Below are 25,729 nucleotides of genomic sequence, written 5' to 3'. Positions count from 1 at the left end.
ACTAGTAGAGGTAAAACTGATAATAGCCAAGCCTAATATAACTTTTTTCATATGGGACATGAACATAGAATTGCTCCTTTATTAGATTATTATATCCTCAAAGTGAGTATAGTTGAACTTCGAGTTTTTTCTAATTTATGAGCATTCGGTTTATTTTTTGGACTATTGGTGGCGTGGATTGATGTTGAATGCAACGAAGCCCAACAATGGAGTTTCAATTCTCCCTATGTTGGGCTTCGCGGTGCTTGAATTAAAACAAGCTTTCTTCGACAGGTGCCATTTGCCCTTGATCATTACTCGCATTATACATCAGAGTTGGATCTTCCTCTGCAGGAATTTCCTTCTGGCGGAAATACTCAATAATACCATTGGGTTGATTTGGTCTAGCCAGGAGGCCACTGCTTGGGTCAATGCGAACTGCAACGACATCCTCAGGCTGCTTCATGTCATGTTCAGGCTTACCTTTAAGTGCTACCTTCATGAAATCAATCCATAAGGGGAGGGCAAGACTCGCTGCGTATTCATGTAGTGATTTGGGATTATCAAAACCTATCCATGAAGTAACGACTAAATCACCATTAAATCCAGCAAACCACGCATCTACTTGATCGTTTGTTGTACCCGTTTTACCGGCAATATCTTGACGATTAAGTACTCTTGCAGCTCGTGCAGTACCATGCTGAATTACATCTTTTAATGCAGAAGTCATTAGATAAGCAATGTCTCCAGGAATTACCCTAGGCGCTAAGGCTGAATGATCAACATTCGTATCACACTGAGAGCAGGCAACAGAAGGCTTTGCTTGCAGCAGAACTTTACCATCTTTATCGGTAATGTGGTCGATAAGATAAGGCTCTACTTTATAACCACCATTTGCAAATACGGCATAGGCAGCAGTTAAATCCATAGGGCTAATTGATAAGCTTCCTAGAGCAAGAGACAAGCCTCTTGGTAATGTTTTCTTGTTAAAGCCAAAACGAGACAGGAAGTCGATGGAATAATTAATCCCAATATCGTCCAGAATACGAATAGATACTAGGTTCTTCGACTGAACTAAAGCTTGTTTTAAGCGAGTGGGTCCATTGAATTTTAAATTAACATTATGAGGACGCCATAAATTAGGTTGGCTTGGATCATCAACAACAATCGGCGCATCGTTGATTAAGGTCGCCAAGCTATAACCATTGTTTAATGCTGCGGCATAAACAAAGGGCTTAAAGCTGGAGCCTGGTTGCCTGCTTGATTGAGTAGCCCGGTTAAATTTACTTTTTTGGAAGTTAAATCCACCAACCAATACCTCAATGGCACCATTGTTAGGATTTAAAGCGACCATAGCCGATTCAGCTTCAGGTATTTGAGCTAATTCCCAATGTTCCTTAGTTGAATGCACATAGACTATGTCACCTACCGCAACAACTTGCATTGCTTTAGTTGGGGGTTTACCCATCCAACCACTTTTAAGAGCGGGTCTTGCCCAAGATAAACCGGCCCAAGGAATAATTACTGTATGCCCATTTTGTAAGGTTACAGTTGCTGCACGGTCATGTACTTCAGTAACTACTGCTGGAACTAGATGGTTTAGGGCAGGGTATTTTTCCAAGTTTTTTTGGATTGCACTCAAGGACTTGCTGTCTTGCTCACCAATGGTGGCAATTGGACCGCGATAACCATGGCGATGATCGTAGGCAATCAGATTCTTTTCTACAACTTGGTTTGCTGTATTTTGTAGATTACCGTCAATGCTGGTGTACACCTTGTACCCTTTAGTGTAAGCATCAGGGCCGAAGTTATCGTATAAAGATTGACGAATCATTTCCGCAACATAGGGTGCGCTAACTTTAATGTCAGTGCCATGATATTTTGCAGTGATTGGCTGGTTAATCGCATCTTGGTATTGTTCTTCAGTAATGTATTTTTCTTCCAGAAGGCGTTCTAATACGTGGTCGCGACGTTTTTTAGCGGCGAGTGGATTGGCTATAGGATTTTGTGTAGATGGTGCTTGAGGCAGCCCTGCAAGCATTGCCAACTCAGCTAAATTAAGTTCTTTTAGAGATTTACCATAATAAACCATTGCAGCGGCACCTACACCATAGGCGCGGTTACCTAAATAAATACGATTTAGATAGAGTTCCAGGATTTTTTCTTTACTGAGTTCGCGGTCTATTTTTATAGCCAGCATGATTTCATTGAATTTACGTAGAAAGGTCTTTTTACGTGACAGGAAAAAGTTACGTGCTACCTGCATGGTGATAGTACTACCACCCTGAGATTTGGTTCCTGTGCGCACCATACGTACTGCGGCACGTCCTAATCCCATGATGTCAACGCCTGGATGCTCAAAAAAGCGTTGATCTTCGGTTGCAACAAGTGCATGGATTAGTGTTTGTGGTATTTCATCGTAAGTTACGGGAATACGTTTTTTCTCACCGTACTCTTGAATCAATAAACCTTCTTTACTGAAAATCTGTAAGGGAACTTGTAATTGCACTGTTTTCAATGAGTCTACATTGGGGAGCTGGCTTTCTAGATAGAGGTATACCAGGCTACCTGCACCTAATAACAGGAAAAACAGGCTCGTTAGCGCCCATAGACCTTTACGCCAGAAATATGCCATTTTTTTCATAGAGTCATGTTGTTTAAAATGAAATTAGGGGCGCATTATACCGTGATTCCTTATAAGATTGCGAGTTTTGTACAAAAAAGAGCAGAATTTTGCAATTAGGTTAGATTATTTAGAAAGAGTAGCCCATATTAGCGCGGCTAATATGGCTACGTATCACGAATTAATTAAAGATCGAACGTTGCATCATGGGGCTCGTCTAGTGGGGATGATGTATTACCCTGCTTAGGCTCATCCCTCATAGCCTTAGTGATGCCATACATTAGCGGATATGGGAATCTACTGGTGGTATAGAAGGGAGGAAGAATGTTATTAGAATTGCTTGGTCTTGCTTTTGCTTCTTTGAGGGATTTTAACTCTTCTTGCATTTTTTCCATGGCGAGCTTTTGCTCTTCAATGGTAACCTCAGCCTCTTTTAATGCCTTTTCTTTTTCCACAAGCTTACTTTCTAGCACTTTACTCTCTTGCGCATCGACTTCTATTTTCTGTTGTAGCTCATTAATAGTATTTTGTAATTGCAGCAACTTTTCTTCTTTTTCGCTAAGCTTTGCTTCTAAAAGTTTTATCTCGGTATTTAAAGAACTAATTTCTTGTTCATCTTGCGCTTCTGGTTTGCTTGTAGTGGTGGTTTGTAATTCTTTATGTTTCGCTGCCATTAGAGCATGTTGATGGCCTTCGCAGATGAGATCGGCGACCACTTTAATCTCCGAGCGTATCGATTTTTCAGAAAGGTTGAATCGTTCCAGTAATTCTTCTTTGAGCAAATCTCCAGAGTTACAAAATGGAGATAAGGGAGAGCTTTTTATCATACCAAATCCATACATAAAGCCTGTATTGATTTTCATTCCTAATAAACCTAGAGTCGTTTCTTTCGGACCATTAAGTACTTTGACATGAACAGGATAAATAGCGGTTTTTAGAGTAGTCAGTAAATTTACAAAATCAAAGAGTAATAGAGCTACTTTGTCTTTATATTCACTTAACTCATCAGTTTCTGAACCCCCTTCGCTAAACGGAGTGGTTCGTTCCGATATCTTTTTGAGTTCCACTATTTCATCTTTTATAAATTTAAGTAAATCCTTGCGTTCAGTGTATTTCTTTGTGCATTCGTCATTAAGCTTTTCAAATTCTTGCTCAAAATCAGTTGATTGCAACAATTTCATTGCGTATTCACGAGAGGCTTTTTTTATTGCGGTTGGTTCACTTTCTTTAATACAAACATTGATTCCTTGGCTGTCGTGATAACGAATTAAAATCGTTGCAAGCGATGTAATTAAATCATTTAATGAATGCGCCATATAACTCTTCCTCCATAAAACAAATGTGAAATTCCATGACAGATTGATTTCTTACTATATTAAATGTTTTCTTGGAGTTCAAGACGTTTACTACGTAAAAAAAAAATATTCAATTTGTTATAAAGTTACGTTACTATTCGCTGCTAGATTTATGGAGTTTTTGTGATGCATAGGTTACTCAATGGAATACGAGGCCTGCATGACATGGTTCAACCTAAGCGAAATTCAATTATAGGACTGGATATAACCTCAACAGCGATAACTATGTTGGCGCTGTCTGAAGATGATGGAGTTCTTTGTGTCGAATGTTATGGGCGCGAACTCTTATTGCCTAATGCTTTGGGTACCATTGATGCAGTTCCCAATACAATTAAAAAGTTGGTTCATCAGGTGCAACCTAATTGCAAGCTGGTCGCTTTGGCGCTTCCTGATGCGGTGATTATTAGCAAAACAATCCAGATCGAGGCCTATTTAAATGATGCCGAAATTGAGGAGTTCATTTATCTCGAGGCAGATAAATACATTCCTTACCCTATAAATGAAATCTATCTTGATTTTGCAATTATCGGGCCTTCAAGAAAGAATGCTTCTCTAGTTGATGTGCTCATTGTTGCCTCACGTGCCGAACAGGTAATGAATCTGGTTGCTTTGGTGAACACGGCTGGCTTGCAAGTGCATAGTGTCGATGTTGCTTCTTATGCTGTTGCTCGTGCAACACAGCAATTGAGCCGTGATTTACCTGACGACATGCTCGATAAAATAATTGCGGTTATTCAGCTTAATGCTCAGTGCATCCACTTGTCAGTAGTACAGAAAATGGAGTTGGTTTACTCCAGAGAAACACCATTGGCTAGGACGCAAGTACCTACTGATCTAGAAGCTCTTGAAGAATATCTTGCTGTGCAAATAAAACATACGTTGCACTTTTATGATTCGGTAAATCACGACTCAAAAGTGACGCATAGCGTATTGGCTGGAGGTTTCGCACGGCTCCCTGGGTTAATAAGGAGGGTTCAGGAGCACATTGGAATCACGGCAATTATTGCGAATCCATTTACTCATATGATTTTTAGAGAGGGGGTTAATCGGAGTGCACTATATCATGACGCTCCAGAGTTGATGGTTGCTTGCGGATTAGCCTTAAGGAATATAGCTCAATATCATGGTCCAAATTAACTTATTACCTTGGCGTGATCAGAAACGCCAGCAAGAAAGAAGAGCCTTCATCAGGCGACTAAGTTTTGGCGGCACTCTCTCTTTATTAACGATACTCTCGATTAATTATTATGTATTGAATTTAGCGAATAATCAGCGTATCAGAAACCAAATGCTGCGACAGGAACTGACTGTTTGTGAGCGTAAGATAAATGAACTAAAAATTTTGGAAAAGACTCGCGTTAGGTTCTTGTCGCAAATTTCTACGGTACACCAATTACTCTCAAGACGGGAATTGATTGTTCATTTATTTGATGAGTTAACTTGGGTTGTTCCGACAGGTATTTATCTGCGTAAAGTGGAAGAAAAGGATAATGTGATTTCTTTATTTGGCTATGCTAAGTCTAATATCGATGTTTCTTGGGCTTTGCAAAATATGGAGCACAACGAATGGATTCAGCACCCTATATTACACGTTGTTAAACAAGTACAAGATAAGCAACAGTCAGTACGTAGTCGCTTTAAATTAACATTTATGCTTGGGTCTAAACATTCAATTGGAACACAATCATGAGCCGTATCCCTTTTCACGAGCTCACTTTAGAAACCATAGGGCAGTGGCCAGCAGCAGTAAAAACAGGACTGTTAATTGGCTTGAGTAGTTTAATTGTTATTATGGGATATTGCTTGGTAATTCATAGTAATTTTATTAGTTACAAGGAGTTACAAGCTCAAGAAATTGCTTTGAAGGCAGATTTTGAAATTAAGCAACGACAGATGATTAATTTAGATGCTTATCGTCATCAGCTGTTTAAGTTGAAAGAACAGTTTACGTCCTTACTTAAGTACTTGCCCACAGAAAATGAACTTTATGGCTTATTAGAAGAGATTTCGAAAACGGGAATGGTTTCTGGTCTTAAGTTTCTCTTATTTGCACCTCAACCTGAAGAGGTACATGGGTTTTATACCATCTTGCCAATAAAAATTTCTATTGAGGGAGATTATTTTCAATTAGCTTCATTTCTAAGGCGAATAGTAACTATGGAGCGTATTGTTACTTTTCATGATTTTCGCATTAAAGGGGGGCTGTCACGTTGTAATCAACCAGCCTGTGAAGATGTGCTCGTGATGAATGTCACAGCTAAAGTATACCGCTACCGTACTCAATAAATGAATCATAAATCACAAATTTTAGTTTGTATATTTTCCTTATTATTGGGGGCATGCTCCAATGATAATCATGATTTAGCGCAGTATATACAACAGGTGACGCACCGAAAACAAAAGCCTGTACCTGCCAATCCTCTATTAAATCAGATAGCCCCTTTAAAAACTCCCAATGCGATGAAGCAACGGAATCCATTTAACCCCACTGGTTTGCAAAAGCCAGGTTTACCGCCTGGAAAAAAGTGCTTAGAGGCTTATCCCTTACAGTCATTAAAATTGGTTGGAGTTTTAATGCAAGGAAGGCGACGTTTAGGATTAATTGCAGGGCCTGAAGCATTGATTACTCAAGTGCATGTTGGGGATTATCTGGGAAAAGGTGGGGGGCGTGTTGTAGCAATTAACATGGATGCAATCCGCTTAGAGGAAACCATCAAGAGCAGTTCTGGTGCTAGGGAAAAGCATAGAATTATTCTGAAATTGTATACAGAAAAACAGGAGTAATGGTGCAAAAGATTGTCGTGTTCATCAGTTTAATAGTTGCTAGTTTTACGGCGGTATCTGCGCAGCATAGTATGCATCCCCTAAACCTAATTGGCCGACCGGTACTTCTACAACAGGAAGATAAAAAAAGTCGTGTTGCTGGCAAACATATTTCGCTTAATTTTCAAAACATCAGTGTTCGTGCCGTATTACAAGTAATTGCTGAGTTCACTCATTTGAATATTGTGGTAAGTAAGCGAGTCCATGGGAATATTACTTTGAGCTTAAATGATATTCCTTGGGAGCAAGCCTTGAATATTATTTTAACAACTCATGGTTTGGAGATGCATGCAGAAAATAATGTCATCTTGATTGATACCAAGGCATCGAAAGCTAAGCCTAGATCACTACACAGTAAAAAGCGACAACATAGTGAGCAAGTCCGCTCTGAGTTACTCCAAATTAATTATGCTAAAGCGACTGATATTGTGGCGTTAGTCAACGATAGCCACAACTCTGTGCTTTCTGAAGAGGGAAAGATTAGCGCTGATGTGCGTACTAACTCTATTTGGATTCAAGATCGCGCTGCTAAAATTGCAGCAGTTCGTCAGCTAGTGAACCGGTTGGATGTGCCAGTCAAACAAGTTTTAATTGAGGCACGTATTGTTGAAGTATCTAAGGATTTTTCTCGTGATCTAGGGATTCGCTGGGGCGTTTCCAAACCAGGCAGGTTGAGTGGAACTTTGGCCGGTGTGAATCAAATGGGGCAGGGCATTCAACCTGCGGATGTAAATCCTTATTCGCAACGATTAAATTTAGATTTGGTTGCTGTTCCCATTGCGGGAATGAATCCTGCTTCTGTCGGAATCGCGCTTGCAAAACTGAGTGACAACATCTTACTTGATTTGGAGCTTTCTGCTTTGGAAAGCGAGGGGCGCGCTGAATTAATATCTAGCCCAAGATTGATCGCGACGAATCAGCAACCCGCTTTAATTAATTCAGGGCAAGAAATTCCTTATCAGGAGGCGATGGCTAGTGGGGCAACGTCAGTATCTTTTAAAAAAGCGGTCTTGAGCTTAAAAGTAACCCCACAAATTACTCCGGATAGTAAAATTTTGATGGAATTAAAAATTAATCAAGATACTGCATCAACGCAACTATTTAACGGGGTTCCTGCTATACTTACAAAGGAAATTAAGACAAATGTGCTAGTAAGTAATGGTCAGACTATTGTCCTTGGTGGTATTTATCAGCAGGACAAGAGTAAGACAATCACAAGAATACCTTTTTTAGGGCAGCTGCCTGTTGTTGGGAATTTATTTCGAAATACGCAAGTTTCATTGAAGAATGATGAGTTGCTTATTTTCATTACGCCGAAAATAATAAATTCCTTGGTGAACACTCGCCGAGAAAAGTAAGATTTGGATAAGGACAGTCATTTAGCCTTCAGAGGAGGGCGAGAGGGGTGTCTAGTTTGTCAATTTTGGCGCAAAATCGATATAAAAAATAGTATTATTTGTTATATCCAACTCATATTAAATAATTTTATGGGTTTTTGTCCTGTATTTGTGTAGAATATTCAACGTAGTTTTAGGAATAGTTGATAATTCTCCTACAAATAGCCCAGTTAATGACTGCGGATAGTGGGATTTATTGTTATAATAACATGTTTAATTTATGACATCACAGTAGAAGAGGTATGTAATAAAAAATGAGCATAGTTAAAGTACGAAATATTTTTCTGATTGGGCCTATGGGTGCTGGAAAGAGCACAATTGGTCGTGCTTTGGCAAAGGAGCTCAAATTAGAATTTTTTGATTCAGACGAGGTCATTGAAGAGCGCGCTGGCGCAGATATATCTTGGATCTTTGATATTGAAGGCGAAGAAGGATTTAGACGCCGTGAACAAAAAGTTATTGATGAGTTAACGCAAAAGACCAATATTGTTTTAGCCACTGGTGGTGGGGTTGTAATTACGCCTGAAAATAGAAACGCACTTGCTGGACGAGGGACTGTTATTTACCTCAAAACATCATTACAGCAACAATTTGAGCGAACCAAGCGTGATACGAAACGCCCCTTGTTGCAAACGAATGATCTTGAGGGACGATTAGAATCATTAAGAGATGAGCGCGAGCCATTCTACGATGAGTTAGCCGATGTAAGTTTTGAAACAGATAAATTAACAGTTAAAGCGGTAGCAAATAATATAATAAAATATATTTATGGCGAACTTTAAGGTTTATGAGCAGGTTGATGTCTCATTAACCGGGCATTGTTATTCTATTAGTATCTGTCGCGATGGTTTGGACTGCACTGATTGGTTGCGAACCTTCGTGAAGTCTCCTCAAGCACTTATTGTCACGAACTACACTGTTGCTCCACTTTATTTAAATTACATACAATCAGCATTGAGCGGGATTCAATGCGATGTAGTTATTTTAGAAGATGGAGAACAGCATAAAAATCAACACAGTTTGTTTGCCATTTATGATGCATTAATTCAAAATAAACATCATCGAGATACCACCATTATCGCCTTAGGTGGAGGGGTAGTTGGTGATATGGCTGGTTTTGCTGCTGCAACCTATCAACGAGGGGTTGGTTTTATCCAAATACCAACTACTTTATTGGCTCAGGTTGATGCTTCGGTGGGGGGAAAAACTGCAATTAATCATCCTCAAGGTAAAAACTTAATTGGCAGTTTTTATCAGCCGCAGGCTGTGTTGATTGATACAGCTACTTTAGATACTTTACCCGAACGGGAGTTTCGCGCAGGTGTTGCGGAGATAATTAAATATGGTTTGCTTGCTGGCGGGGATTTTTTAGCGCAATTAAGCCAGGCATTAAAGCAAGGTTTAACTGCTAAGAGCCCAGAGTTACCGCAGCTTATTGCTGCATGTTGCCAGATTAAAGCCCGTTTTGTGGAGACGGATGAAAAAGAAAGAGGGCAGCGTGCTTTATTAAACCTTGGCCATACCTTTGCTCATGCTTTAGAGGCTTATACTCAGTATCAGCAGTGGTTACATGGTGAGGCAGTTGCTATAGGTTTATACTGCGCCGCGGTGTTGTCTCATAAAATCGGTTTGATTAAGGAGCCGCTCGTTAATTTCGTTGAACAAATGTTACGTGATGCGGGACTACCTCATAAAATTCCAGCAGCTATTGATTTGCAAAAATTAAGAGAGCTGATGAGTTTAGATAAAAAAATTAAAAATAATTGTTTACGTTTTGTGCTGATTAGAAATCCAGGAGATTGTTATCTGGAAGAGCAGGTAACAGAAGATAGTTTATATGATACGCTGAGTGTTGCAGTTGAAGGAGAGTAAAAATGAGGGATGGATTGTTTCAGTCTGAATTAGCAGCTGTGATACAACCTAGAATATTGTTAAAACCAGACTCTTGGTTGTCAAAGATTGAGTTCATTAATCATTTGATTCTTTTTAACAATACGTTGATTACCGTATTGTCTGAAAAAGCTGGGGGGAAAACTTCATTTGCTTCCTTACTGCAAGAGCATTTAGATCCGCAAATAAATCCACTCTTAATCACCATAAAAGCCCCCTGTAATCGTGAAGATATTATCAGCAGTATTGCTGAGCAATTTCATTTGAAGCAGGATGAACATACGGATATGTCCTCCTTGGTTGCACAAATTAATGAGCGTAGAGCACATGTTCTCTTGCTGATTGATGATGCTCAGCATTTACCAGAAGTCTTTATTAAAGAGGTCATGTTAGCAATTAAAAACCAGGAAGGTTTTAATTTCTTTCATCTATGTTTATTGTCCGATTATTCGATTGTCGCTGCGTTAAATGGGTTCTCCGCATCATTCTTTAATGGTTTAGTGCATACCATTGAGTTGAACGCATTAACTGAAGCTGAGACAAGAACTTATGTACTTGAACGGGCAACCGCTTCGCGTTTGATTAACAAACCACTGTCCGAAGCCCAGTTTAAAAAAATTTATCAGCTAACTAAGGGAAATGTTGCTAAGATCAATTCGAGTTTAGAATCATTCATTTTTAACTTTGCTAATAAGAAAGAACTTACAACACTTGATAAAGTGAAAAAATTCGGTATTCCCGTAGGGAGTGCAGTGCTTTCTACACTTTGCTGTTTATTTATTGCCAAAGCGTTTAATCAAGAGCCTTCTACAAATAGGGTAATTGCTGCAGCGGCTAAACCGGTCCAACAAGCAACATTAGTTAGCCAAATTCCTTCATGGCAAGAGGAAGCTACACGAGAATTGGTTGAGCATACTTTAGCGGTAAAACAAAATTTAGATGTGATTAGCAAAGAAGCTAACGGAGCTACTATTGCTCTTGTTGAGCAGGCACAAAGACATGCCTCGATTGAGCAGAACAAAGCCGCGCTTACTCAGGCTTTGCAAGAAAAATTATATACAATTCAATTGGTTGCTAGCACTGATAAAATTGATATGAAACGCTATATCAAAAGCAATAAGTTACTCTACTCCACAGCAAAGTTAAACCATTACACAGAACATAATGTTATTTGGTATGTATTAACGATTGGGGAATACAGCAATATGACTGATGCTCAGGAGTCTATTAAAAAATTGCCACCGTCATTGAAGCGCCTTAACCCTTGGGTACGACCTCTTGCTACCTTGGGTTAGTGTTAGCCTTAGGAGCTGGGGTTGCCACAGAGCCCAGCATGGAGATTATTTCAAGTTACGCTTGTTGGGCACTACGGCAGCCCAACAATAAATCAATCGTCACTTAACGCTTTTTATAAGTGCCGGCTGCCCTATCATTAGATGGAGCAGCATCCTTATTAGGCTCAGGAACCTCAGCAAAGAAGGTAAGGGGTCTTTTAACTGCAGGTGCATCTTGTGCTAGCTCTAGCTCAAATTCTTCTTTGTTTCTGGTTCTCTTAGGCCTATTTGGAGGATTTTCAATATATCCTCTCTCATCCACGTCCATTTGTGTAGGAGCTTCGCGTATTTCTGCTGCACTGTTTAATTGCTGTAGTAAACCCTGTTGTTGATTTTCATGCAACAGTTGTGCAAGATTCTTACCTGGTGCTAATTGTAGAGAAAGATGAGCCTCTATCAACACACCTTGATCAGCCAATTTTTGCAATAAATCATATCTTTGATGGCGAACAATAAATTTGAGAGTAGATTTAGTGGTTTTTGCTGTTCTAACTTCTTCACTTAAATCGTCGCGGCTTAGCACTTGGAGATCGATTAACTTATCTAATGCGGAAAACTCTTTGTGTTCAGCAATCGTTAGGATATTAATTACTTTTTGCTCAAGCAGTGATTTAATTAAATCAAACTCACCTTTTTGAAGAAGTAAATCCAGAGCGGTCCGTCCTTTATAAACACCACTCCCTGCTTTGGCAACGAATTGCTCGGGTATGAGTAATTGCCGATTAAGGAGACTCAAGAGCAAATCTTTTTGATTATTAATGACTAAAATGAAAATAGTGTTTTGTTGAAAATGAGTACCGCTCGCTGCTCTATAGCTCAAATGCTCCAAGTTAATTGCATTTTCTGCTAATAATGAGCTAAGAATTTCCCATTTATTATCGGTAGCAAGTTGTAACGTAGTTAATGAGCCATTGCGAAAAAGTTGTTTAATAAGGTCCATTTTTTTCTGAACATATAATGTAGTTAATACGGAGGTTGTAATATTGTTTGAAGTGTATCGAAGCATTTCTTGGGAAATTAAGCCTTTATCGGATAGCTTGCCAATCAAGTCAAATTGGTTCCTAGAGGCTAATAAATATATGGTTTCGTATATTTTTAGAGAACTTGTGATGTGGTAGTGGCGCTCAAAATGAGCTGGGCTTAATACCTCGTGCTGCAGCAAGGAGTCTAGCAGTGCATATTCTTTATTTAGTACTAGTGTATAGGTATCAATTATTCCGCATTGACTTAGTTGTTTCAATAGGTCAAATCTTTCTGTTCTATTCAATAAGCGCACTACATTCATATCTACAACAAATGAAAATTTGTTTTGGGGTTGAAGTTGATTGTGCAAGATTGCCTCTATGAGCTCCACATTAGATCCCGACAACAAATAAGCAACATCGACATTAGGCTCATAAAGACATTGCAGCAATTCATTTTTATAAGTGGGGTAGTAGGTCCATAACTGGTTCAGTAGCATGAGTCCTTGGGGCGCTATGTTGGGCCGCCATGAGGGCTGCTCGCGTTTAAAGGGAGTTTTAGCTTGAAGATATGACGCAAAAAACTGTTGGGGTGTACAACTTGTTATTTCTGAGCCTTCTTCAATCCAGATAAATGACTCAATATAGTTTAGGCTTCTAGGCCCATCCGCCAGTGTTATGACATTGGATAGCATATTCTGCTTACAAAATAATGTGTGGAATTGTTTTATGACGGTTACTTGGAGCGCAGTTTCATTAATTGGCTTGGGTGCAAGTACCAAAGCGTCTTCATCACTTTGAATTATTGAGTGTATATCAATCGTAATTAAAGGGCTATACCGATCATTAAATGAGTTAATCAGTTTTTCTGCTTCATTAATGAAACTAGCTGACCAATCTACTGATTCTCGTCCTTTAAATAGGTTTGCTTGGATAGTCAGGACATCTAGATGTATTTGTTCTGTTAAAAGGCGAATGACAATCTGTGGAGTTAGTTGGGCATTTAGATGCGCTACAAGCTGGTCTGAATATTTTTCAGCGCCGGGTATTTTAACGTTATCATTTCTTTTGGACATCCCATAACTTTCTGCTACAACATCATAGAATGCATTAACAAGGTGTATTTCGTTGCCTGGCCTTATGTGGAAGTGTTTCAACTGGATGAAATGCAATATTTCTTGCTGAATCAGTTTTTTCTTAGCTGCTGCAATGGTTGCATCAAGGCCTATTGCTGCCTTTAAATCATCTTTAGCATCAACAATATTGGTTAAAGAGCCATCGCCACAGACCACCATCCCTTGTTGGAAGTTCATTAACACATTTTTTTTACTATCAAACGGAATTCGTTCATCATTTAGTAAAATGTATAATTCTTCTAAAGACTGCTTACCTTCGCTAAAAAGTATAGTTGCTCGAGTACTGAAAAAATCCACTGGGCCAAACATACGAGTATCAAGTAGTTGAAATGCTGAAAGCCTTTTTGGCTCGTTGTCGTCGCTCCAAACCTCTTTTAGTGGAACATTATTAGCTACGCACCATTCACTAATACAGGTTAATAGATACTGGTATTGTTGCTGAAATGGTTCGTACGAAGGGCTTGCTTTAAAGGCCTGTAATTGTGCGTTTGTATCCGGATCGTCGGTAGCCTCAAAATAAATCGGTGCCGCTTCATTATAGAATGCGGAGAGCTGTTGTTGATTAACTGGAGCTATAGTGTGGCTACTTTGAAGAAAACGGGCATCGAAGGTAGAGTTAGGCATGGGAGACATTATTGATGTGCATTTGATTTAATTTTACACCAAAAGAGCAATAATAAAAGTTTGTGCTTGTATTTTGTTTTTTCTGATGGGCTCTATAGAGGCAAAGGAACAGGGCATCCAGAGGGGTAAGGAAGGAGCTTTTGAATGAGACAGAGCTCCTTTATGGGGTCTCTAGGCTTTACTTCGATTTAATTTGTTCAATACGCTCATTTGCAGCCTGATATATGTTCTTAAAACGGGTAAAAAAATCTTCCATATCTAAGGTTTTTAATGAGTGTTCGGTAATGCCATGAGGGGTTGTTACCCCGGCTCGTAATTCAGCAAAAGAGTAGTTTGATTGTTTTGCTAAGACCGCAGCACCACTTACTACATCAATGGCTATTTTCTCTGCTAACTCATCAGGAATATTTTGGCTGGCAGCCGCTTTTTGTAGCGCTTCCATGAATAAGAATACATAGGCTGGGGCACTGCCAATAGCGGCTGTGAGTGGGTCTAAAAGTTGTTCTTTCTCAACCCAGAATGCAGAACCTACAGCGTTAAAGAGTGCTTCAGTTATTTTTTTATGGGCATCTGAGGAACATGAATTTGCAAAAAGGGCAGAGGTTCCTTTGCAAAATTCCATAGGCGTATTAGCCATGACTCGGATGATGCTTAAATCAGTGACTCCAAGCCATTGAGCGATCTGTTCTATTTCTGTTACTCCAGCCAGTGAAATAATAAGAGGCTTTTTCATTTGCACTTTAGCGGCGATTTCTTGACATACATCCTGCATAAATTGAGGCTTTACTGCTAAGATGACTATTTCGCCTGCATCGACTGCGTCATTATTGCTTGCGGGTAACACATTCAATTCATGCACCAGACGATTTAATTTGTCTTGGTTACGATTACTGACTGTAATTGATTGAGTGGGATAGCCACTTTTGATTAATCCGCACAGCAACGCGCGGCCAAGATGGCCCGCGCCGATAAGAGAAATAGATTTTTGATTGTTCATATGGATACCTAGGTGTATTGTTTAAATATTTTCTTAGCGCTTTCAACTCCTGGCTGATCAAATGAATTAATATTCCAGATTACTCCTTGCACAAAAATCTTATGTTCATACAAGGCAATAAGCGCGCCGAGTGTTCTCGGAGAAGAATCTGCTAAGGAAAGATGATTTACAGGAACTTCCCCATGCACATAGCTGTAAGGATTATCCTCTGTAGCAACTCCTTGGGTGAGTACTTTTCGGTGACCAAGACACATCTTGTTAATGGGCTCTTGATCAAAGGTTTTAACGCTGATTAAATCCGCAGCAATTTTGCGTGTTCCCTGACACAGTAATTGATAATAACTGTGCTGGGCATGATTTCCTGGTCCTCCCCAAATAATAGGGCCTGTATCGTAATTAACACGCTGCCCTTGCTTATTCACTGACTTTCCATTGCTTTCCATATCCAGCTGTTGCAGATAGGGAACTAGGTATTTTAAATCCTCAGAATATGTCAGCATTAATAAGTTATTATTATTTAAAAAGTTGATATTCCAAATACCTAACAAAGCTAAAAGAATGGGTAAGTTTTTGGAAAATTCGGTGCTTCTAAAATGCTGATCCATGCTGTTGGCGCCTTCAAGCAGAGCAGAAAAATGCTCATAACCTATAGCAATACAGGTAATTAAATTAATGGAAGAGCAAACCGAATAACGACCGCCAACCCAATCCCAAATAGGAAGAATTTGTTTAAAGCCCAGTTCACCGGCTTTTTCTACGTTGGCGGTGATGGCAATAAAATGTTTATCTACATGCTGGTCTTGATTCATCCACGCCAAAGCTTTTTCCATGTTGTATAAAGTTTCTGGTGTGGTGAATGATTTTGAGGAGACAATGAATAGAGTTGTCTCAGGATTTAATTTGGCACTGACGCGTGCAAAGGCATTCGGATCAACTTCCGCAACAAAATGAAAATTTAATTGATTCGTAACGTAATCGCTCAGGGCATCGATACAAAAGAAGGGACCAAGCATGGACCCGCCAATTCCTAAATTAACTACATCGGTAATTGGTTTACCCGTGTAACCTAACCATTTTCCCTCTCTAATCTGGGTGGATATCGCCTGCATTTTATGGCGCACGTCAGTGACATCAGCAACAACATTATGGCCATTAACATAAATTGCATCGTGTGCCTGAGCACGTAGGGCAGTATGTAAGGCTGGGCGGTTTTCTGTATTATTAACGTGCTTACCTTCAAGTAGGGCATGCATATGCTCAGACAATTTGCTTTCATGAGCAAGTTCAAGTAATAGGTTTAATATTGATTCGCTAATTGGCTGTCCGCTGTAATCCAGAGTAAGGTGTTCGCTTGAAACGCATGCGTTTTGTGATAAAGATGATTTAGATAAACTTGCGGCACATCCTTTAAGCTTTTTCCATGAGTTTAGTTCAGTTGGGCGATTCATTCTTTCTCTCTCGTTGTTATATGTTGCCGAAGGCGACGGGTAACAGCCCCTAGTTTCTACCTAGGTTTCGATGTTAATCTATCCGAGTTAACTGCAAATGCTATAGATTTTACGGATTATTTTTAAACTATGCACTTTAAATTTGTTAGTTCAGGTGGTTTTTCCGATATTTTTTAGATAGGTGGTTGTAATAATGTATTCTTTGGATTGGGCACGGGTTTATGGTTTACCACAATCTACTGCACATTTTAAATACGTACCTGAAGATTTTCAGGTTAACGAATTCTTTGATACACCCTTTAGTGGTCAGGGTGAGCATATTCTTTTAAGAATAGAGAAAAGTGGTTTGAATACTGAAGAGGTGGTGAAATCGCTTGCTTCCTTAATTAATAAGCCAATTAAAATGATTAGTTATGCTGGGCTAAAAGATCGCCAAGCATTAACCACTCAATGGCTAAGCGTGCATGCGCCAGGAGAGGAAATTCCTGGGATTGAGCAGCTTTCCGCGCCTGGATGGCGTGTTTTAGAATGTACACGTCATCATAAAAAGCTTAAACCGGGGTTTTTAACGGGTAACCAGTTTGTTATTCGTTTGCGTGAACTGACTGATGAGTTAGCTTTTTTACAGCGCGTAGAAGAAATTAAAAAAACAGGGGTACCAAATTACTTTGGTGAGCAACGTTTCGGCCATGATGCAGGCAATCTCCGTCGCGCTGAAGAGATGCTGGTGCAAGGACGAAAAGTAAAAGACCGTTTTCGTAAAGGAATGTATTGTTCTGCCGCACGCTCATGGATTTTCAATTTAATTTTGGCACATCGTGTTCGTGAGCAAAATTGGAATACTCCTTTAACAGGTGATGTGATGCAACTTAGTGGCTCAAAGAGTATTTTTGTTATTGATGAAGTACAAGAAGAACTAAGGCAGCGTATTAAGGAAAAGGACATTTCCCCTGCTAGCCCTTTGCCGGGAAAAAGTAAGCATAAGCTTCAAGGAGAAGCTTCGGTACTGATCGAGAAAATCTATGCTGATTGGCAATCCTGGTTAGCTGGATTAGAACGTTTAGGATTAGAAGAAGCGTGGCGGGCAAATATTTTGCACGTGCAACAATTTGGTTGTGTGATTCAAGACCAGATCGCAGAGCTGTCATTTAATTTACCGGCGGGGTCTTATGCAACAGCGGTATTAAGGGAGTTGGTTTTATACTAGTGAACGATGCGATTAACATCGTTCACTAATCGTTTTAAGCTAAATATTTATAGATCATTTCTGCTGTATACGCTAATTGCTCTTCGGTGTGCATGTAATTAATAAATAATCTAATGCGTGCCATATCTTTTTCTACAGCAGGATAAATAATTGGGTGTGTATAGACCCCTTGCTGACGCAAGTTTAGGCAGAGTTGTACTGTTTTTTTCTCATCTCCAATGATGATAGGAATAATCGGGGTATTCTCACTGGCACCTGTATTGATTCCATGGCTTTTTAAATCAAGCAGTAGCCTTTGTGCATTTTTTTGTAATAGTCGGGGTCTATGTGGTTCCTTCCTTAATAGTTGGATACTAGCCAGCGCGGCGGTGGTGTTCGCAGGAGATATGCCTGCAGAAAAGACAAAACCGGCACAGCTGTAACGAATATAATCCATTAATTCTTTTTTACCGGAAACATATCCCCCACAGCTTGCAAAGGCCTTACTAAGGGTGCCCATCCACAGCTCAATATCATTTGCGGACAAATTGAAGTATTCACAGATGCCCGCGCCATGTTCACCGAGCACGCCAATAGAATGAGCTTCATCAATCATTAAATGCGCATTATATTGGTTTTTTACTTTGATAAACTCAGGCACATTTGCGATATCTCCGTCCATGCTGTAAACGCCTTCAATTAGCACTAGAGCTCGCCGGTAATGCGAACGCTCTGTTGCCATTAATTTGGCTAGGGTATTAAAATCATTATGAGGGAAGGGGATACGTTTGGCTTTGGAGAAAATAGCACCTTGTAACGAACTATTATGAATCAAGGCATCATGGAAGATAACATCTTCCATGCCGAATAAATGGGTAATAACTGAAATATTCGTCGCGTGTCCAGCAGAAAATACGACAGTGTCTTCAGTACTAATCAAATCGGAAATGGATTGTTCTAATTGCATATGAACTGGTTTTTGCCCGGAAATTAATCGGCTTGCTGATACGGAGGTACCATAATTACTTATCGCATCACAGGTCAGTTTGATGACACGTTCATCACCCGAATAACCTAAATAATTGTATCCAGAAAAATTAATGAGGCTTGTTTGTTCTAACTGAATGCAATTATCAGAAATGCCGTTGATGGTATTAAAATACAATTGTGCTGCAAGTTCCTCTCCCAGCATCGTGCGTGTTTGTTGTATTTTTTGATATTCAGGTAAGTGTTTTAACTCCATCCATCGTTGTTCTTCCGAAGAATAAACTTTGGTAGGAAGTGCGGGTTTCATTGATTTTTCTGGAATATTAGTGCCTTTCAGTTGTTTCTGGATGAGGTCAATTAAAGAGGCTACATCAGAAATAGCTAAAATGTCTTGTATGGGCAATTCAATCTGTTCGGGCAATTCTAATTTTAAGCGGCTAATTAGTTCGGCCATGAGCAAAGAGTCAAAACCCAGTTCAGCAAAAGAGCTGTCTTTGCAGATGTTTTCCATTGGCCATCCAACGGGTTACAGCAGTTGTTTTTCTATTAAAAAGAACCGATTTTTGCGTTTTAGGATCAATGCTGCGGGCAACTGTAAGTACCCCAGTACATAAAGCTGCAATCACCTTATTTTGGTCGAAACACTCAACTATTTTTTGCTGCAACAGGGTCGATTCCAACATGGATTTTATGCCTTCTCCATGTCCGCCAGGAAAAACCATTCCCATAATGGAATCAGTATTGATTTCTTGGTAAGAAAGAGGATTCTTGAATTCCTGTGTTTGGATCATTTCCTGGTACTGTTGCAGTACCTTCTTACGTGTCATTAAGAAGGGAGACAATAAACCAAGTCCTTGATAGGTCATTCGCTCATCTGCATGTGCTGGTTGCCCATCTGGAGTGGCAAAAGCAACTCGGATATTGGCTTTTGATAAAAAATACCAAGGTATTGCCGTTTCTGTAGGATCAAAACCTCGGAGAGGCAAATTAATAATGATCATCATTGCTCAAAAAAACACCAATGAAAATAAGTATAGATCAGTTAGCTAATTTGTTCTTTTTTTTATCATGTAGATTTTGTTTTGTTCTTATTTAGTGATTGAAAATAAATAATATTATTCTTTTTTGGCACTTTCATTTCTGTTAACTATACTCAGTTTAAAGCTGTGGTGATAAAGGAGTATCGTTCCATGAGACAGAAGGGTTCTATTACAAAAGCTGTATTTCCAGTAGCGGGGTTTGGTACACGTTTTCTCCCTATCACTAAAACAATTCCAAAAGAGATGTTGCCTGTAATTGATACCCCATTAATTCAATATGCCGTTCAAGAAGCAATTGATGCAGGTATTAATGAGCTTATTTTCGTGACTAGTCAAAATAAAGTTGATATTGAAGATTATTTTGATAAAAACACGGATTTGGAAAATAAATTAAGTCAGGATGGGAAGTCACAATTACTTTCATTAATCCATCATATATTACCTCCAAATGTAACTAATGTTTATCTAAGACAAGTCGATTTATTAGGGCTCGGACATGCAATTTTATGTGCCAAAAAACTAATTGGTAATGAACCCTTTGCGGTGATTCTGCCTGATGATTTGATGGAAGAACCTAATAGCTCCTGTTTAAAAAATATGATTTCATTATATGAGTCGAATGAGGATATCTCTTGCGTCTTAGCAACAAAAGAGGTTGACCCAAGCATGCGCCAGCATTATGGAATTGTTGCTTTGCGCAGCAATGACCCCGATGAAACTAAGGTGGAGGCATTGATTGAAAAACCTACGGCTAATGAAATTGATTCGAATTTAGCAATATTAGGTCGCTATATTCTCCCGCCAGAAATTTTTAGTGTATTAGAAAAAAACACCATAACTAAGAATAATGAATTACAACTTACCGACGCAATTCACGGCTTACTCTCACGAGAAAATGTTCACATTTATCGCTTTAATGGTTCGCATTTTGATTGTGGTTCGAAGATAGGTTATATCAAAGCAAATGTAACTTACGCGTTGAAACGTCCTGAATTGGAACAACCATTTAAAGAGTTTATAAAACAAGTGGCTCAAGATTTGGAATAGTTGATTCTAGCCTGGCTGCTTGCAACTAAGGGCACTGCTTAAGGAATTCGCTGCGCTGCATCCAGGCAATTTTAAATATAGCCTGGATACAGCGCAGCGAATTCTTCTGTTTTTTAAGTAAGTGCTTGCAATCAGACCCCTCTCGCTATCCATAGCAAGCAACTAGAGTATTATTGCTCTAGCATTAACCGAGCCTCCGCTGCTTCTAACCTATCTAATAAATCTCGAGTTCGTGTACTTACATATCCAGCTTTGGAAAGTCCGAATACGGTATGTCCAGATAGTGCCGTTGGATAGTCATTTTTTACCCTTTCCACTGCCTTAGCCACACTCATCGTATATGAGTTAGTTATCAGAGCATTAAGAGCATCCATTTTCGTCTGCTTTAAACCCTTATTAGGATAAGGCCAGCAGCTATGAATTTCTTTAAACAAACTACTAATTGCATCATTAACCTCATTTAGTTGTTCAGGATTTAATGATGAGTTTTGAACTGAGGTATCGCTACTTGATTTGGGCTGAGGAAACATACCAATGGAACCTGAAGAGGATTTTCTTTGGGGTGGAATGGGTTCTATCACTGGAATATCGATTGATGAAGAGGGTACTGGCTTTTGTTCCGAAGAGGGTTGAGCATTCGTCACAGGTATATCTTGGCGGGTAGGAATAGGAGTCTTCACCGGCACAGGTGGGGGAAGCACAGGATCTGCAGGTGTTTCAACGGTATCGTGCTCTTCAGGTTCTATAGGTGTTTTTTCCGCTTCATCTATCGTGTTTGGAGTAGTATTTACGGGGCTACTCTCATTTTTTTGTGCTGCCGTAAGTTGAGCCAAGTTGCGTTCTATGATGGTTGCAAAGGCTTCTGGATTAATACCATAACTGTTTAATGGAGCAGTTGTTACAGTACCAATATAGGCTTGTAACGTTTTTCCTGGATTAGCTCCTATAGTATGAGGCGCAGATTGCCAGTGTTCTCCCACATCACTAAGCCCATAGACTACATTACTGCTTGAAGGGTTATAAATAGCACAGGATTTCCCCTCAATATTCATTAAATAGTCTGCAACAGCAATAATATCTTTCGTCGTACGTGCGACATTAGCAGGATTGTTTGCAGTCTTTAATGCGCTATCAAAAGCGTCTTTATGGATATCCGCATTATAAATAATATTTAAAGTTGGATATTCATGAGCTACGACCATTAGCGCACTAAAGTGCATCTGAGGACTGCCACCATGATTGCTTAGTCCTGCTGCAGGCATCACTAGATACTCACGTTGCTCAGAAACCGCTGCATTGAAGAGGTTACGATACATGCTGGTAAGAAACTTTAATTGTTCGCTTTTCTCTTTTAGTGCTTTGCTGTGATCGCTATTGAGATTAAGTTTCGGGCTAGAAAGGAGAAGGAACGCTGAGGCATTTGAATGAATGCTGGCATTGGGCCGAATGGTGGTATGAGCTCTTCCGTGGCTACTTACATGGGTTGTTATTAGTAAGTCGATTTCTTGTGCATGGCAGACGGCAACAGCAAGGTTTTCCCAATCCACTTTGTTATTTTCTTTTGGTAATTTTTTTTGCGTGGCTAATTTTTCCGTTAGTGTTTTTTTATAGTGGCCAGAGGGAAAAATACTGGTATCTACATAAATTTTAGCGCTGCTGAATAGGCGGTCTAGGCGTTTTCCACTAAGAGTTAATGTACTTTCGGATGTGTTCTGGGAAAAACTGGTTACTTTTACTTTGGGGTTGTCCGTTGTTTTTATATCTTTTTTAGCAGTAAGTAATACGTGTTTATCATCATAGGTTTCAGGACCACCAAGAGCTGCGATAATTTGTTGGGAGGGCTTTAATGCAAAGGGGATTCTATATGTGTGGCTGCCACCTACAGTTTTATGTGATTTTGAAAAGCTCCCAATTTCTTCATTTTCATTAATTGTTTTAACTAAATCTTTTAAGCTCGTCATGAACACATCTCCTTTGATTGTGGGGCAGAAGTATCGTATTCACTTCTGCATTAGCGTCATCCCGAACGAAGTAAGGGATTTCCTGAATAGGATAAGACACCCTAGGTTGGTTCATGCTCTATTCAGAAAAGCCTTATCGTAATCTCCCTAGGCTTACTAGCATTTAGTTAAGGATTATATTAATACATTGTAGGTTTGGCCCATGACCCAACATGGCATCGAAGCACACTTCAATGTTGGGCCATACACCCCGCCTAGATTATTAAAAAATTTCCTTGACTTAGTGGCTGTGCCCCTTGGAATGACGTGTTTATTAGCAAGATTTAGAATATCGCAAGGTATTAGGCTGTGCAATTACCCGTGTTCGTTAAATTCGTTAAGGGCTTTAAGAAAATCATTACCATAATGGGCTAACTTATGTTGGCCCACTCCGGGTACGGCAAGTAGTTGCTCTGTATTTTGTGGTTTCGCTTCAGCCATGGCTTGCAAGGTTGCGTCGCTGAAGATCATAAATGGCGGCTTATTTTCCTCATCAGCAAGCTTTCGTCTTAAGGCACGCAATACTTCAAATAAAGGACTGTTGCTGGATTGAAACGGCAAACGTTCTTTCTTTTTCTTTTTGGTGCTTTGCAGATCATTGTTAGGAATCGTTAATGAAATTTTTTCCTCACCTTTGAGTAGGGGAATAGCTTTTTGCGTTAAGCGCAGTACATTAAAATGGCCAATGTCCTGGAAACAATAATCTTTATGAATAAGTTGCCATGCTAATTGTTTCCAATAATGAGCAGATTTATCTTTGCCGATTCCAAATGTGCTTAATTGCTCATGGCCAAATTGTTTGATTTTCTCCGAACTACTGCCGCGTAAAACTTCAATGGTATAAGTAAGTCCATAATTTTGACGCAGTCGGTAAATACAGGATAAAAATTTTTGGGCATCCTCTGTTGCATCGGCGGTTATGGGTGGGCTATCGCAAACATCACAATATTTGCATTCGTTATCCCAAGGTTCATCAAAATACCGTAATAGGATTTGCCGACGGCAATGAGAGGCTTCAGCAAAAGCAAGCATATGATTGAGCTTGTTGCTTTCTACCCGACGTTGTTCCTCTCCTGGGGTACTCATGATCCAGGAGCGTAAGCGGGCACTGTCTGCTGCATCGTATAACAGTAGGGCTTTAGCGGGTAAGCCATCACGTCCGGCGCGCCCAGTTTCTTGATAATAGCCTTCAATGTTTTTAGGTAAATCATGGTGAATGACAAAGCGTACATTTGGTTTATCAATGCCCATGCCAAAAGCAATGGTCGCAACAACGAGATCAATGCGGTCATAGCGGAATAAATTTTGTACCTCTTTTCGCTCTTTATGCGATAGTCCTGCATGATAGGCGCGGGCTTTGAACCCTAAGTCTTGTAGTTTTTCAGCTACGTTTTCCACGCTATTTCGGGTACCACAATAGATAATACCTGATTGTTGTTCTACTGATTCTAAAAATTGGTTTAGTTGTTTGATAACACTGGTTTTGGGTACTACCTTATAATGGATGTTCGGACGGTTGAATGAGGCAATGTATTTTTTCGGTGCATAATTTAATTTAACCACAATGTCTTGACGGGTTTGTTTATCTGCAGTTGCGGTTAAAGCAATCACCGGAATTCCAGGAAAATGGCTTTTTAACAATCCTAAAGAAGCGTACTCTGGGCGAAAATCATGCCCCCATTGTGAAATACAATGCGCTTCATCAATGGCAAATAAGGAAATGTGGCATTCTTGCAAGCGTTCAATAAAGGCAGGACTGATGATGCGTTCCGGGGCAATATACAATAAATCAAGTTCATCATTATGTAATTGGGCTAAGACTTGTTTTGCTTCTTCACTGCTTAGCGATGAATTATAGTAGGCTGCGCGAATACCTTGCAATTTAAGGGCTGTTACTTGGTCTTCCATTAAGGAAATAAGGGGGGATACGACAATGCCAACGCCAGGTCGGACGAGAGAGGGAATTTGATAGCAAAGCGATTTTCCACCGCCAGTGGGCATTAATACGAGTACGTCAAGTCCAGCAATAACATCATTAATAATATCTTCTTGTGGCGTTCTGAAGGAGTCAAAACCAAAATATTCTTTGAGTACTGCCAGTGCTTCTTTATTGGCAGACATGGTTGGCGCTAATGTTTCCATATGCTTATTCTTGTTTTTCACAGGCCCTTAAGGCTTGCAATCATATCATCATGGCTTGGAAATAAAAGTATTATCTTTGATGTAAAAGCGTAATAATTTTTCTGCCCATTCTTGGGCGTAGTGTACCCCGATTCGTGGTTTTTCCATGATAGTGAAGGGTTCTTGGTTTTCGAGGCTGGCAATATAAAAATTATCACTCGTCAGATCATGCGCATTGAGTTGCTTATCAATACGCATGGCCTTAGAGAGTAAACCTGGGCCTTGGGTTCGTTCGTAAATATTTTGTATTGGTTCCAAAGCACGTATAAGCACTCCGGAACCGATGCCTTCCGTTTCGGTAACGACATTAGTGCAATAATACATTCCATAAATAAGATAGATATAAGCATGTCCTGCAGTGCCATAGAGCACCTTGGTTCTTGGTGTGAGACCTTTAGACGAATGTGCGGCAAGATCATGTTGGCCTATATACGCCTCAACTTCGACAATTTTTCCTATGCGGTCTTCATGAATTAGGTATTTGCCTAAAAGTTCTTTGGCAACTGTGACTGTGTCACGCTCATAAAATACACGGGGTAATTTGTTCATGTGCAAGCCTTGATGGAGGAGTTCATTTCGCATCATAATCCTAGCCCAAGACTTCGTTAAGCCAATAATTATGGTATTGTAAAGAAAGTATTTGCAACATAACTCTTTTCCGGCTCGAAAAAATTGGAAATAATATAGAGTTTCTATACCTCAGGTATATAAACCTAAAAC

General features: G+C 39.7%; 19 protein-coding genes and 1 pseudogene. 10 read left to right on the top strand and 10 right to left on the bottom strand.

Annotated elements, in window-relative coordinates; translation table 11 throughout:
• Nucleotides 1–250 precede the first annotated feature (250 nt).
• On the bottom strand, nucleotides 251–2,623 hold the full coding sequence (locus J2N86_RS11510; protein ID WP_252579609.1) for a penicillin-binding protein 1A: 2,373 nt from the start codon (nucleotides 2,621–2,623) through the stop codon (nucleotides 251–253).
• Nucleotides 2,624–2,787: 164 nt separating this feature from the next.
• Nucleotides 2,788–3,918 (bottom strand): coiled-coil domain-containing protein, encoded by a 1,131-nt coding sequence (locus J2N86_RS11505; protein WP_252579608.1) that lies wholly within the window; start codon nucleotides 3,916–3,918, stop codon nucleotides 2,788–2,790.
• Nucleotides 3,919–4,083: 165 nt separating this feature from the next.
• Between J2N86_RS11505 and pilM the strand changes: the two genes are divergently transcribed.
• From pilM to J2N86_RS11465, 8 genes and pseudogenes are all read left to right on the top strand, one after another.
• Nucleotides 4,084–5,094, top strand: coding sequence for a type IV pilus assembly protein PilM (pilM, locus tag J2N86_RS11500; RefSeq protein WP_252582447.1), 1,011 nt, complete (start codon nucleotides 4,084–4,086; stop codon nucleotides 5,092–5,094).
• Complete coding sequence (locus J2N86_RS11495; RefSeq protein WP_252579607.1) at nucleotides 5,081–5,647, top strand: PilN domain-containing protein; 567 nt, start codon at nucleotides 5,081–5,083, stop codon at nucleotides 5,645–5,647. The genes pilM and J2N86_RS11495 overlap by 14 nt, the downstream gene beginning before the upstream one ends.
• Entirely contained in the window at nucleotides 5,644–6,243 is a 600-nt protein-coding gene (locus J2N86_RS11490) for a type IV pilus inner membrane component PilO (protein ID WP_252579606.1), read from the top strand. The genes J2N86_RS11495 and J2N86_RS11490 overlap by 4 nt, the downstream gene beginning before the upstream one ends.
• A complete protein-coding gene (locus J2N86_RS11485) occupies nucleotides 6,244–6,741 on the top strand; it encodes a pilus assembly protein PilP (RefSeq protein WP_252579605.1) in 498 nt (165 codons plus the stop codon).
• 110 nt (nucleotides 6,742–6,851) lie between these two features.
• Nucleotides 6,852–8,138: pseudogene (locus J2N86_RS11480) on the top strand (type IV pilus secretin PilQ); the annotation flags it as partial.
• A gap of 293 nt (nucleotides 8,139–8,431) precedes the next feature.
• On the top strand, nucleotides 8,432–8,959 hold the full coding sequence (gene aroK, locus J2N86_RS11475; protein WP_040534720.1) for a shikimate kinase AroK: 528 nt from the start codon (nucleotides 8,432–8,434) through the stop codon (nucleotides 8,957–8,959).
• Complete coding sequence (gene aroB, locus J2N86_RS11470) at nucleotides 8,946–10,049, top strand: 3-dehydroquinate synthase (protein WP_252579603.1); 1,104 nt, start codon at nucleotides 8,946–8,948, stop codon at nucleotides 10,047–10,049. The genes aroK and aroB overlap by 14 nt, the downstream gene beginning before the upstream one ends.
• A 2-nt stretch (nucleotides 10,050–10,051) precedes the next feature.
• The gene (locus tag J2N86_RS11465) at nucleotides 10,052–11,362 is read left to right on the top strand and encodes an AAA family ATPase (protein ID WP_252579602.1); all 1,311 of its coding nucleotides are present in this window, start codon (nucleotides 10,052–10,054) and stop codon (nucleotides 11,360–11,362) included.
• 103 nt (nucleotides 11,363–11,465) lie between these two features.
• Here the strand turns inward: J2N86_RS11465 and J2N86_RS11460 are convergent, their stop codons facing one another.
• The 3 genes from J2N86_RS11460 to pgi form a co-directional block, all read right to left on the bottom strand.
• Nucleotides 11,466–14,123, bottom strand: a complete 2,658-nt coding sequence (locus J2N86_RS11460; protein WP_252579601.1) for a hypothetical protein — start codon at nucleotides 14,121–14,123, stop codon at nucleotides 11,466–11,468.
• A gap of 178 nt (nucleotides 14,124–14,301) precedes the next feature.
• Nucleotides 14,302–15,120 (bottom strand): pyrroline-5-carboxylate reductase, encoded by an 819-nt coding sequence (gene proC / locus J2N86_RS11455; RefSeq protein WP_252579600.1) that lies wholly within the window; start codon nucleotides 15,118–15,120, stop codon nucleotides 14,302–14,304.
• Between the two features lie 8 nt (nucleotides 15,121–15,128).
• Nucleotides 15,129–16,568 carry a glucose-6-phosphate isomerase gene (pgi, locus tag J2N86_RS11450; protein WP_252579599.1) on the bottom strand — a complete coding sequence of 480 codons (1,440 nt, stop codon included), beginning with the start codon at nucleotides 16,566–16,568 and terminating at the stop codon, nucleotides 15,129–15,131.
• A gap of 193 nt (nucleotides 16,569–16,761) precedes the next feature.
• Between pgi and truD the strand changes: the two genes are divergently transcribed.
• Nucleotides 16,762–17,775 (top strand): tRNA pseudouridine(13) synthase TruD, encoded by a 1,014-nt coding sequence (truD, locus tag J2N86_RS11445; protein ID WP_252579598.1) that lies wholly within the window; start codon nucleotides 16,762–16,764, stop codon nucleotides 17,773–17,775.
• Nucleotides 17,776–17,809: 34 nt separating this feature from the next.
• Here truD and J2N86_RS11440 read toward each other — a convergent pair whose 3' ends face one another.
• Entirely contained in the window at nucleotides 17,810–19,252 is a 1,443-nt protein-coding gene (locus J2N86_RS11440) for an aminotransferase class I/II-fold pyridoxal phosphate-dependent enzyme (RefSeq protein WP_252579597.1), read from the bottom strand.
• Nucleotides 19,218–19,745 (bottom strand): type 1 glutamine amidotransferase domain-containing protein, encoded by a 528-nt coding sequence (locus J2N86_RS11435; protein ID WP_252579596.1) that lies wholly within the window; start codon nucleotides 19,743–19,745, stop codon nucleotides 19,218–19,220. Before J2N86_RS11435 ends, J2N86_RS11440 begins: the two co-directional genes overlap by 35 nt.
• Nucleotides 19,746–19,931: 186 nt before the next feature.
• On the opposite strand from J2N86_RS11435, the gene J2N86_RS11430 reads away from it, so the two are divergent.
• Nucleotides 19,932–20,828 (top strand): UTP--glucose-1-phosphate uridylyltransferase, encoded by an 897-nt coding sequence (locus tag J2N86_RS11430; protein WP_252579595.1) that lies wholly within the window; start codon nucleotides 19,932–19,934, stop codon nucleotides 20,826–20,828.
• Nucleotides 20,829–20,998: 170 nt separating this feature from the next.
• Here the strand turns inward: J2N86_RS11430 and J2N86_RS11425 are convergent, their stop codons facing one another.
• From J2N86_RS11425 to J2N86_RS11415, 3 genes are all read right to left on the bottom strand, one after another.
• The gene (locus J2N86_RS11425) at nucleotides 20,999–22,789 is read right to left on the bottom strand and encodes a hypothetical protein (RefSeq protein WP_252579594.1); all 1,791 of its coding nucleotides are present in this window, start codon (nucleotides 22,787–22,789) and stop codon (nucleotides 20,999–21,001) included.
• Between the two features lie 354 nt (nucleotides 22,790–23,143).
• A complete protein-coding gene (gene recQ / locus J2N86_RS11420) occupies nucleotides 23,144–24,970 on the bottom strand; it encodes a DNA helicase RecQ (protein ID WP_252579593.1) in 1,827 nt (608 codons plus the stop codon).
• Nucleotides 24,971–25,018: 48 nt separating this feature from the next.
• A complete protein-coding gene (locus J2N86_RS11415; protein ID WP_252579592.1) occupies nucleotides 25,019–25,558 on the bottom strand; it encodes a DNA-3-methyladenine glycosylase in 540 nt (179 codons plus the stop codon).
• Between the last annotated feature and the right edge of the window lie 171 nt (nucleotides 25,559–25,729).

The organism is Legionella lytica (assembly GCF_023921225.1).
Taxonomy (GTDB): domain Bacteria; phylum Pseudomonadota; class Gammaproteobacteria; order Legionellales; family Legionellaceae; genus Legionella; species Legionella lytica.
The sequence above is the reverse complement of the archived record's forward strand: the minus strand, read 5'-3'. Positions and strand labels throughout refer to the sequence as shown.